Source organism: Salinisphaera shabanensis E1L3A (assembly GCF_000215955.2).
GTDB lineage: Bacteria > Pseudomonadota > Gammaproteobacteria > Nevskiales > Salinisphaeraceae > Salinisphaera > Salinisphaera shabanensis.
This window is the reverse complement of sequence record NZ_AFNV02000035.1, coordinates 25,273-31,958: the sequence shown is the minus strand read 5'-3', so window position 1 is coordinate 31,958 and position 6,686 is coordinate 25,273. Positions and strand designations below refer to the sequence as shown.

The 6,686-nt window shown below is 59.3% G+C and carries 9 protein-coding genes; all 9 read left to right on the top strand.

The window, feature by feature from the left end:
* The first annotated feature begins 165 nt into the window (after nucleotides 1-165).
* The 9 genes from mntA to SSPSH_RS16980 all read left to right on the top strand — a co-directional run bounded on the left by mntA (nucleotide 166) and on the right by SSPSH_RS16980 (nucleotide 6,679).
* Nucleotides 166-570 (top strand): type VII toxin-antitoxin system MntA family adenylyltransferase antitoxin, encoded by a 405-nt coding sequence (gene mntA, locus SSPSH_RS17020; protein WP_006912601.1) that lies wholly within the window; start codon nucleotides 166-168, stop codon nucleotides 568-570.
* Entirely contained in the window at nucleotides 558-980 is a 423-nt protein-coding gene (hepT, locus tag SSPSH_RS17015) for a type VII toxin-antitoxin system HepT family RNase toxin (RefSeq protein WP_006912600.1), read from the top strand. Before mntA ends, hepT begins: the two co-directional genes overlap by 13 nt.
* 443 nt (nucleotides 981-1,423) lie before the next feature.
* Nucleotides 1,424-2,167 (top strand): SIR2 family NAD-dependent protein deacylase, encoded by a 744-nt coding sequence (locus SSPSH_RS17010; protein ID WP_006912599.1) that lies wholly within the window; start codon nucleotides 1,424-1,426, stop codon nucleotides 2,165-2,167.
* Between the two features lie 64 nt (nucleotides 2,168-2,231).
* Nucleotides 2,232-2,876 (top strand): adenylyl-sulfate kinase, encoded by a 645-nt coding sequence (cysC, locus tag SSPSH_RS17005; protein WP_006912598.1) that lies wholly within the window; start codon nucleotides 2,232-2,234, stop codon nucleotides 2,874-2,876.
* A gap of 234 nt (nucleotides 2,877-3,110) precedes the next feature.
* Nucleotides 3,111-3,410, top strand: coding sequence for a nucleotidyltransferase domain-containing protein (locus tag SSPSH_RS17000; RefSeq protein ID WP_006912597.1), 300 nt, complete (start codon nucleotides 3,111-3,113; stop codon nucleotides 3,408-3,410).
* Complete coding sequence (locus SSPSH_RS16995; RefSeq protein WP_021031931.1) at nucleotides 3,407-3,916, top strand: ribonuclease HepT family protein; 510 nt, start codon at nucleotides 3,407-3,409, stop codon at nucleotides 3,914-3,916. Before SSPSH_RS17000 ends, SSPSH_RS16995 begins: the two co-directional genes overlap by 4 nt.
* Nucleotides 3,917-4,207: 291 nt before the next feature.
* Nucleotides 4,208-4,687, top strand: a complete 480-nt coding sequence (locus SSPSH_RS16990; RefSeq protein ID WP_006912595.1) for a protease complex subunit PrcB family protein — start codon at nucleotides 4,208-4,210, stop codon at nucleotides 4,685-4,687.
* Nucleotides 4,688-4,808: 121 nt separating this feature from the next.
* Complete coding sequence (locus SSPSH_RS16985) at nucleotides 4,809-5,273, top strand: low molecular weight protein-tyrosine-phosphatase (protein WP_006912594.1); 465 nt, start codon at nucleotides 4,809-4,811, stop codon at nucleotides 5,271-5,273.
* Between the two features lie 152 nt (nucleotides 5,274-5,425).
* On the top strand, nucleotides 5,426-6,679 hold the full coding sequence (locus SSPSH_RS16980) for a polysaccharide biosynthesis/export family protein (protein ID WP_021031930.1): 1,254 nt from the start codon (nucleotides 5,426-5,428) through the stop codon (nucleotides 6,677-6,679).
* The last annotated feature ends 7 nt before the right edge of the window (nucleotides 6,680-6,686 follow it).

The window sequence follows — 6,686 nt, the reverse complement described above, 5'->3', positions numbered from 1 at the left end:
AGGAGGAGCGGATCCATCTCATCCACCTACCCGAACCGCTTGAAGCGGCGTAGATCGGTTGAGGCCAACGGGCCGTAAGCGGGCGTGGCGCGGGCGCTCGTCTTGGTGTCTGCTAAGCGGATGATAGTGACGAGAAGGCGATCGAAAAAATGCCATAATCGAATCATGACGGCCTCCAGCGATCATAACCTCCGGGATATTGGTGCGTATCTCGCGCAGCAGCCAGGTATGCGGCTGGGACTGGTTTTCGGCTCTATGGCCTGCGGCCGGGCGACCGCAAGTAGCGATCTTGACCTGGCAGTACTCGCAGATCAGCCGCTGGATAGCGTACGCCGTAGCGCGATAGTAAGCGATTTAAGTCAACGTTTCGGTCGGCCTGTCGATTTGGTCGATCTGGCAAACGCAGGAGTGCCAAGCCTGCGCAGCGCGCTCTTGGGCGGCAAGGTGGTATACGCGGCCGATGACGACGTGTACCCGGCCCAAATTACACGGATGCTGTTCGACAGCGCGGATTTTTTACCGTATCGGGAACGCATTTTGAAGGCGCGGCGAGACGCATGGCTGGGCTGATCTTGAGCGAAAAGCTCGAATCGTTGCGGCGCTGCGTGGCTCGCATCGAAGAAAAACGCGCGCCGAGCGCCGAGGCTCTGTTATCCGATCCTGATCGGCAGGATATTCTGGCGCTGAATATTATGCGCGCCGTACAGATATGCGTGGATATGGCGGCGCATGTCTTTGCTCGCCACGATGAGCCTGCGCCAGCGACGATGGGCGAAGCGTTCGATGGCCTGCAACGCCTCGGTTTGATCGACGCCGCGTTATGTCGCAGCCTCAAGGCAGCCGTCGGTTTTCGAAATGTCGCAGTCCATAGCTATCAGCAGATCGACTGGGAAATCGTGCACGCCATTGCGTGGAATCAGATTGGCGATTTTCGCAGCTTCGCCAGAGCGATACGAAGCTATAGCGAAACAGGCGAATAATAGTCTGGAAGCCGCAGGCCGTAAGTCGACACGAAAGGGCACGGTGGCCGTCTGAAACTGTGCGGCTGTGCATGGGAGCGGTGGCTCCGTTCCTTGTTGGATGACGCTTTGCTAATCCAACCTCCCCGAGCTGATCGCCCAGCACGAGAACGAGATTGCGAATGCCAGGCATTGGTTTGAGCCCTTTTGATGAAGCAACCAGCGGTAAGCGGTGGTTTGTCGCGCTACGCGACGGGCGCCGAGTCGGATGAGCGCCATGCGCTCGAGTTCAGGCGCACGCGGAGCAGAATTGGCAAGCCGATCCGGCCGTGCGGCTTCGAACCGTGCTTTTGGTTCGATTGGGTGGCTCGGGCAGAATAAGGCGTTGGCCGTCAAACGAAGGCCCTACCCACCTGCGACATCGGAGAAGTGCGCGCGTGCAGACCAACGACGACTCAGCCGGTATGGCTCAAGCCGCGGCCATGCTCGCTGCGGCACAGCGAGTGCTCGTGATAACCGGCGCCGGCATGTCGGCAGACTCGGGTCTGCCCACTTATCGCGGCGTGGGCGGTTTGTACGATCGCGAACTCACCGCAGACGGCATCTCGATCGAACAGGCGCTTTCCGGCGACATGTTCAAGCGCGATCCCGCCGTTTCCTGGAAATATATCGCCGAGATCGAACGCGCCTGTCGCGGCGCGCTGCCCAACGACGGTCACCGTGCGCTTGCAGCGATGGCGTCGCGCTTTGAACGTTTTTGCGTGCTGACACAGAACGTGGATGGTTTTCATCAAAGTGCCGGCAGTCGCGATGTCATCGAAATGCACGGCGCCATTCATCGTCTCAAATGCACGCGCTGTCACTGGCACGCCACCGTCGAAAACTACACGCGGTTGGATACGCTGCCCCCGTGTTGTCCGGACTGCTCCAGCGTGGTTCGACCCGATGTGGTGCTATTCGGCGAAATGCTGCCCGACCGTGCCTTGCTCCAGTACGAGCAGGCGCTGGGCGAGGGGTTCGATCTGGTCATGGTGGTGGGTACGAGCGCGGTGTTCCCTTATATCGCCGCGCCCGTTCAGCGAGCCGCCATGCAAAGACGTGCGACGATGGAAATCAATCCGCAACGTACCGATATTTCCGAATACTGTGATGTCTGTCTGCAAGCGACCGCCGCCGATACGCTCGTCGCGCTAGCAGGGGCAATGTAGGCCAAGGTTTAGCGGGGGCTATAACGGCGCGCGTATCGCGTCGCGATTAAGACAAGGAAACAACATGACGCAAAGCAAGAGCTCGAACATCGTCTGGCATGAAGGCACCGTCGGTCGCAAACATCGGGAGCTGCTCAATCAGCATCGCGGTTTTACGATTTGGTTCACCGGCCTGTCCGGTTCGGGTAAATCCACGCTCTCCGTGGCGCTCGAAGAGCGGCTATACCAGATGGGCTGTCGAACCTATCGACTGGACGGTGACAACGTGCGTACCGGTCTGAACCGGGATCTTGCGTTCAGCCCGGAAGACCGTATCGAGAATATTCGGCGAATCGGCGAAGTGGCCAAGCTGTTTCGGGATGCGGGGCTGATCAATCTCACCGCATTCATCTCGCCGTACCGACAGGACCGCGACATGGCGCGTAATCTTTCGCAGCGCGCCGACAACGATTTCCTGGAAGTATTCGTGGACGCGCCGCTGGACGTGTGCGAACAGCGCGATCCCAAAGGCCTCTACAAAAAAGCGCGCGCTGGCAGCATTCCGAACTTCACTGGCATCAGTGCGCCGTACGAAGCGCCGGAATATCCGGAAATCCATATCCGGACCGACGAAACCAGCATAGAACAGGGCGTAGACCAGATCGTGGCCTACCTGATCGAACACGGCTATATCGAAGCCGGCCTCGCCGACACCGCGCGCGCTACATAGCGCCGTAGGTTGGGTTAGCGCAGCGTAACCCAACAAAGAACGAAGCCCGGCGCCGATTCCAACCGGCAAAGCCTCGATAGGCCACAACGCCGGCCCCATGTTGGCTTACGGCCTTCGGCCTAAGCCAACCTACGCGGCCAACGCAAACGAAGACGGTCAACGCCGTCAGGTATCATCTGACACATCGGCTCGCCAATAATCTGTCGTTGTAAATAACGCGAACCGGGAGAGCGCATGCGTCTGACCGATGACCAGAGAAACGCGATCCGCGAAGAAGTAGCGCGGGTATTCGGACCGGACGCCCGCGTTCGGTTGTTCGGCTCGCGCGTGGATGACGCGGCACGCGGCGGAGATATTGACCTGCACATCGAAAGCGAGGGCGACGCGGCCGATCTGCTTGACCAGGAGTTGCGGCTTCACGCGCATTTGCTACGGCGTCTGGGCGAACGGCGGATCGATATCGTTGTTCACGACGGCCGTAGCCCATTACGCGCGATCGACGTGCAAGCACAGCAAACCGGTGTCGCGTTGTGAGCCTAGGCCGTTTAACGCAACTTATCTCACTGGTCGACAAGGAAGACTATCACTTGGCCGGCGTGCGCAAACGCCTGTTCAGCAATGACTGTTCCGTGGATACATCGCGCTTGCAGCACCTGCTGGCTGACGACATCGGAATCGATCGTCTCGAATCGTTCGGCGCCAAATTCGGACGCATGCAAGACACGGTGGTCGACAAATTAATTCCCGCCGTTTTGATAGCTGCGGGTGAACCCGTGGCGGCAGCGATCGATAATCTGGCTCGCATGGAGCGGCTCGAATTGATTGCATCGGCCGATGAATGGCTACAAATGCGTGGGCTGCGAAACCGCTTGGTCCACGAATACATAGACCGGCCTGCAGATCTGGCACCCGCACTCGAGCGTGCCTGTCGGTTCAGCGAACGCATGCATGCCGACTACGCGTGTATTAGACGATACGCCGTCGGTCGACTGGGCGCCGAGGTGCCCAGCAGCGGTTTGCGCAATCCCGATAGCCCGTAGGTTGATTATTGAAGCGTGATCCAACAAAGCGCGAAGCCGCCGTGCCGGCTCGAGTCCGTATGTTTCAAACTGCCAACGCGCCGGTTCCACGCGAACCCCAAACCGGAACAACGCCCACAGCCATGAACCGCGCAAAAAACCAACCAACACGATCCTCTACCCGACCCGCCCGAAACTTTTTCACCCACTGGCCGATACCCACGCCGCGTTCATATCCGCCTGCCGGCGCCTCGTGCTAGGCTTCGCGCCAATCAAAATCCGCTGCAATCGATCAACCGAATGTTTTCTCCCATGACGCGATCGCTCTTTCTAAGCTTGCTTTTATTCGCTCTTGCCGGCTGTGCGCTCGGCCCAGGGCGGGGTGGGCCCAAAGTCGACGTGATTAGCGAAAGCCAGTATTGCGGCACTACGTCGCAAGATTCCAATGCGCTGTATTTCGCCAATGCGAACGCGTTTGGTAACTGGATCGATTATCGACGCATCGGAGAGTTTCAGCCCGGCATGGCCTCGCCCGACGGGGTGATCGTGGTGGAAATGGGGCAGCGCCCAACGGGTGGTTACTCCGTGGCACTGGACAAAAGCCGGACCGCGATAGAGAACGATACCCTGACGATCGGCATGGAATGGAAAGCCCCGCGTCTGGACGCGGCCGTCAGCCAGGCGCTTATCGCCTCATGCGTAGCCATTCGCCCGCCGGCCGGCGAATACGATACGGTGCGTGTGGTTGACCAGCTGGGTAATCTGAGAGGCGAAGCGCGCATCGGACGTTAACGCTTGCACGTACGGCCCTGGTCGACGCGAGCTTTACCACTGAGCGTATGTGGCACCGGCCGCGGCCAGGGCGCTATTCGCGCTACCGTATTTGACGCCAACCCATCGGAACCGATCGAGTATGCAAATTCAGAGTGTTCTTTGTGTGTGCACGGGCAATATCTGTCGTAGCCCGCTCGCTGAAGGCCTCATCCAGCGCGATGCGCCCACAATGAAGGTTGCCTCTGCCGGCATCGGCGCCGTGGTTGGCGGCAAAATGCCCGTGCCTGCCGCCGCGATCGCAGAGCGCGAAGGGCTGGCGCTGGATGCACACCGGGGCCAGCAAGTTACGCGCCCCATGCTCCAATCGTTCGAGCTCGTTCTGGTTATGGAAGCCGCGCAGAAAGACTGGTTGTGCACGCAATTCCCCGAAAGCCGCGGCCGCATATTCCTGGCATCGCATTGGACCGGCGGCGAAGACATCATCGACCCCTATCGTCTAAGTGACGACATTTTCGAAAGCGCCTATGCCGAGATCGACAAGGGTGTGGCGCAGTGGCTGGCACGTTTGCAGCCGGCAGGAACCGGCAAACACGGCACCGGCTAGAGCGGTACACAAGTAGTCTTCATCGCCAGTCATAATTAAAGATGCCGAATTTTTGGGGTTTGAATACCAGAGATCGCGTAAACTGGCTCCGCTGGGGTATGAGCCAACGCGTGCGCGCTGTCGGCCCGATAACGAAATTTAGGGGAATGAGCATGGCGAACTTGGGTCAAGGGGGCGCGCAACGGCGCGCACGTCATGGTGTGCCGCGCTGCGCGATCGCGGGGCTGCTGATGAGCGGCTTGTTTGGCATTAGTGGTTGTGCGCTGCCCGGCTATAGCTCCGACGCCATGGACAGCGGCAGCTGGTACGACTTCGGCGGCAACGACAACGCCGCCACGTACGACGAAGAGCTGTCCAAGCAGGAAATCGACTACGAGCCGCGCGTGCTGCAGATCACGCCGTGGCTCATTCGTCATCAGCAGGAAAAGGCCGCGACCCAAACCCTTGGCGAAGCGCAACAGCGTGTGTCCGCAGCGCCATCAGAAGTCACGAACTACACCATCGGCCCGGGCGATGTATTGCAGGTCATCGTCTTCGGTCACCCGGAACTCACGAACCCGGCCGGCGTCACGAACAACGAAGGTATCCAGGGCCAGCTCGTTAGCGCCGACGGCAATATCTATTACCCTTATGTCGGCGAAGTGAACGTCGAAGGCATGACCCTCAAGGAGTTGCGTCAACGTATTGCCAAGGGGCTCTCGCAGTATATTCGCGAGCCACAGGTGGACGTACGCGTACGCGAATACCGCAGCCAACGAATCTATATCTCCGGCGATATCGCCAAGCCCTGTACCGTGCCATTTACCGACGTTACCATCACCGTGCTGGAAGCGCTCGACCAGTGCGATTCGCTCGCCAGTAAAGAAGGCGGCGGCGTAGGCGTGCAGAACGTCATTCTTATTCGCGATGGTGAATCAACGCCCCTGGATCTAAATCAGATATATTCCAGTGGTCGGCCGGTGCCGCTACGTCCGGGTGATCGACTGCTCATCGACGACAGCGCCAACCGCATATTCATGGTGGGCGAATTCAGCGAGCAGACAGCCTTGCCATATTCCACTGGCGGCATGTCGCTTAGCGACGCAATTGCCGATGCTGGCGGTGTGAGCCTCGGTAGTGCTGATACCAGCGCGATTTATGTCATCCGCGGTTTTGTCGACAGTCAGCCCACGCGCGACGGTGGCGTGCAAACCGTGCTGCGGCCGAACGTGTACAAGCTGGACGCGAGCAATGTGAGCGGTCTGTTGCTCGCCAACCAGTTCAAACTGCAACCGCGCGATGTGGTATTCGCCGCGCCCGCGAACTTTGTGAATTTCAACCGCGCCCTGGCGCTCATCACGCCCTCGCTCGATCTGCTGTTCCGCAGCTATCTGATTTACGACCGCTACGACCGCCGTCGCGACTAATTTAACG

Bases quoted from the DNA above. Each gene is read 5' to 3' on its own strand.
- SSPSH_RS17010 (WP_006912599.1), top strand. From the start codon at position 1,424: ATGGCTCAAGCCGCGGCCATGCTCGCTGCGGCACAGCGAGTGCTCGTG.
- mntA (WP_006912601.1), top strand. From the start codon at position 166: ATGACGGCCTCCAGCGATCATAACCTCCGGGATATTGGTGCGTATCTC.
- cysC (WP_006912598.1), top strand. From the start codon at position 2,232: ATGACGCAAAGCAAGAGCTCGAACATCGTCTGGCATGAAGGCACCGTC.
- SSPSH_RS17000 (WP_006912597.1), top strand. From the start codon at position 3,111: ATGCGTCTGACCGATGACCAGAGAAACGCGATCCGCGAAGAAGTAGCG.
- SSPSH_RS16985 (WP_006912594.1), top strand. From the start codon at position 4,809: ATGCAAATTCAGAGTGTTCTTTGTGTGTGCACGGGCAATATCTGTCGT.
- SSPSH_RS16980 (WP_021031930.1), top strand. From the start codon at position 5,426: ATGGCGAACTTGGGTCAAGGGGGCGCGCAACGGCGCGCACGTCATGGT.
- SSPSH_RS16990 (WP_006912595.1), top strand. From the start codon at position 4,208: ATGACGCGATCGCTCTTTCTAAGCTTGCTTTTATTCGCTCTTGCCGGC.
- hepT (WP_006912600.1), top strand. From the start codon at position 558: ATGGCTGGGCTGATCTTGAGCGAAAAGCTCGAATCGTTGCGGCGCTGC.